Source organism: uncultured Phenylobacterium sp. (assembly GCF_902826855.1).
Classification (GTDB): domain Bacteria; phylum Pseudomonadota; class Alphaproteobacteria; order Caulobacterales; family Caulobacteraceae; genus Phenylobacterium.
Genome location: NZ_CADEGK010000344.1, coordinates 1 through 2,602, shown reverse-complemented (window position 1 = coordinate 2,602; position 2,602 = coordinate 1). Strand labels below are relative to the sequence as shown.

Genomic DNA, 2,602 nt, shown 5'->3' with positions numbered 1-2,602 from the left:
CTCACTTTTGGCTACCCCAAAACTCACGCGACTCGACCCCAACACTCACTTTTCGAGGCGATTTTCCCTGGTTTTCTGCGGGTTTGTGGACCCCTGAATCAAGAATCTAAGAAGAATCTTTGAATTAGAACGCCAACGGTGAGTTTTGGGGGTGGCCCTGCCTGTGGATAACTCCCACCGAGCCGAACGGAGAGCGAGAGAAAGAAGAAGCACCGCCTCTTGGGGGCTTCGCCCCCGCCGGCTCGCGGCCTTTGGCCGCCCCGGATCGCTGACGCGATCCTCCCACCCGGCATCCCCCGGATACGAATGTGTCGGCTACGCCGACGAGTGTTTGTTGCGCACTTGCCCCCCACCGTCCCCCCTTCTCCCTCATGCTCACCCCCTAACCCAACCGTCGAATTGGCTTTCCAGAAAAGCCATGTGGAGAAGGCAGCGCTTCATAAGGGAGGGCACGTCACGCGGAGATGGCGGCGCTGGGGGTCGATTTCGGAGCCGCTGGGCGCGATTCTGGACATCAGGCAGGGCAGGGGAAGGTTTTCGCTGCCCGCACGTCCCTGGCCTTCCAGGGTGTCGATCCGCCGAACCTAGATCCCCGCGCCGATCGAGGCCGGCCAGCTCGTCGGCGAACGGTGAGCCCATACCCCAAAACTCACCGCTCGCGCGCCAGGCCGCGCCGGAGCCCGCCGTGGCGCGAAGATGAACCCACTCGGCGATTCACGACTGCGCGCGGAGTGATATACAAATGATAGCGATCGAGTAGCGGCGAGCATGGCCACGCGCCGTTTAAACGGCTTTACGCCGGATCGAACTCGCGATCGGCAAAATAGCGCAGCTTGGTCGCGATGATCGGCCGTTGTCCGGCGAGGAACAGCAATTCCAGATCGCCGGGCGGCGCGCGGACCTCATCGGGGGTGAGCAGCGGCCGGCCGACATGTTGGGTGCCGAACGACAGGCCGGTTTCTTCCGCGTCGAGCGCGCGGCTCATCGTCTTGAACACGACCGTTTCCTGCCCGAGCAGATCGGAGACCAGTTTCGCACTGTCATGGTCGTTGACGCCGAACACCTGTAGGACGCTGGCATTGGACAGGAAAGTACCGGCGCGGAGCTGGTGAACGTCTTGCAGGATCGGCCAGAGCTGGATGCCGTAGCCGGCCATCAGCCCCATTGCGCGTTCGACCGGATCGAGGCGGCCAAGAGCACGCCGGCCGCCTCGCGAGCAGACTTAGCCGAATGGCGGTTGGCGGCGCGCGCGACCAGGCCGTCGACGCCCTGCATAGCGGCAAGCAGGGCTGTGAAGCTCTTGCCGTCGAGCGTCAGATGATCGCGCAGCGTCGCGAGGTTGCGCCGCGTTGGCGGTATCGAGGCCGGCCGGGTCGATCCGGTCGAGCGGGTTGAACGCGGCCGAGGGCTGGCCCGTCACCCCGAACGGAGCGAGGACGTGGTCCGGGCCGAACTGCCCGTGTCGGCGTGCCGTCACGCGCGCGTTCTCGCCCTTGGGGTCGATGCAGATCACCGAGCCCGGATAGGTGAGCAGGTTGGGGATGATCGTACCGACGCCCTTGCCGGTGGATTCGGCGTCGGTCGCGAAGCGGGTCGAGCCGTGGGTGGCGTCGCTATCGTCATAGCCGTAGCGCATGATGAGGGGTTGAAAGAGCGCGCGCAGGCCGACGAGGATGACGACGAGCGCCGTCAGCGTCATCACCGTCTGATAGATGTTGGAATCGTGCGGCAGGCCAAGCAGCGAGCCGAGGACGAGCTTCATCCCCAGCCCAGCACGGTACCGACGATCAGGAGCAGGAGCGCCACGCTTAGCAGATGGCGGATCAGCTTGATGGGGGCTGAGGGTGAGGGCTGTGATCGCCCATACCGGGTTCTGGCGCGATATGCGCGCCAGGTTGCGGAGCGCGCGGCCGAGCTGGCGGAATCATTCCATGTCAGTCCGCCCCGATCGGCAGCGGCGGGATCGCGAGCGCCGGATCGGCGTCGGGATGGCCCAGCAGCTTCAGGACGATCGCGGTGGCGAGGGGAGGTGGCACGGCCTCGCCACGCAGCATGTCGAACAGCGCGTCGTCGTCAGGTGTGAGCGCCATGCCCTCGATCGCGAGATTGGCGCGGGCGTCGGCATCATCCTCGCGCCACATCGCCGCGTCTGCCGAGCTGCCCCGCTCATAGTCGAGCGCGCGGACCTCTGCCCGTATCGCCTCGACATCGAGCGTGCTCATTGTGCTTCGCTCCCTTCCGCTTCCGCGTCGAAGGCCCGCTTGCCGCGCCGCTTCCAGAGCGCGAGCGCGTTGCCGTCGTCGCACGCCTTGGCCGCGAGTTCGAGCATCGCGCCGTAGAGGGTGGCGCGATCGTCGTCAGCGAGATCGACCAGGCCGGCCTTCTGGACGAGACCGCCCAGCTCGATCAGGTGGCGGGTGCGTTCGCGGCGTTGCACAACCCATCCTCTCGTATCGGTGCGGCGCTGCCCGGCCTCAGTCCTGCGAGCCGCCTGCGCCAGCTTCGCCTGTGCCGCCGCCGTTGTCCGCAGCGCCTTTTCCAGCTTTGCGGGGGCGTTTGCGGGAGGGGGCGGAATCCTACGCCAAGCTCGCCCAGATAGCCG

3 protein-coding genes and 1 pseudogene are annotated in these 2,602 nt (G+C 66.1%); all 4 read right to left on the bottom strand.

The genetic code is table 11. The features are described from left to right. Positions 1 to 793: 793 nt before the first annotated feature. Positions 794 to 1,186, bottom strand: a pseudogene (locus QZV94_RS24520) (type IV secretory system conjugative DNA transfer family protein); the annotation flags it as partial. 36 nt (positions 1,187 to 1,222) lie between these two features. Beyond that, entirely contained in the window at positions 1,223 to 1,762 is a 540-nt protein-coding gene (locus QZV94_RS24515; RefSeq protein ID WP_293683020.1) for a type IV secretory system conjugative DNA transfer family protein, read from the bottom strand. 172 nt (positions 1,763 to 1,934) lie between these two features. After that, complete coding sequence (locus QZV94_RS24510) at positions 1,935 to 2,222, bottom strand: hypothetical protein (RefSeq protein WP_293683018.1); 288 nt, start codon at positions 2,220 to 2,222, stop codon at positions 1,935 to 1,937. After that, complete coding sequence (locus QZV94_RS24505; RefSeq protein ID WP_293683016.1) at positions 2,219 to 2,437, bottom strand: conjugal transfer protein TraD; 219 nt, start codon at positions 2,435 to 2,437, stop codon at positions 2,219 to 2,221. The genes QZV94_RS24510 and QZV94_RS24505 overlap by 4 nt, the downstream gene beginning before the upstream one ends. Between the last annotated feature and the right edge of the window lie 165 nt (positions 2,438 to 2,602).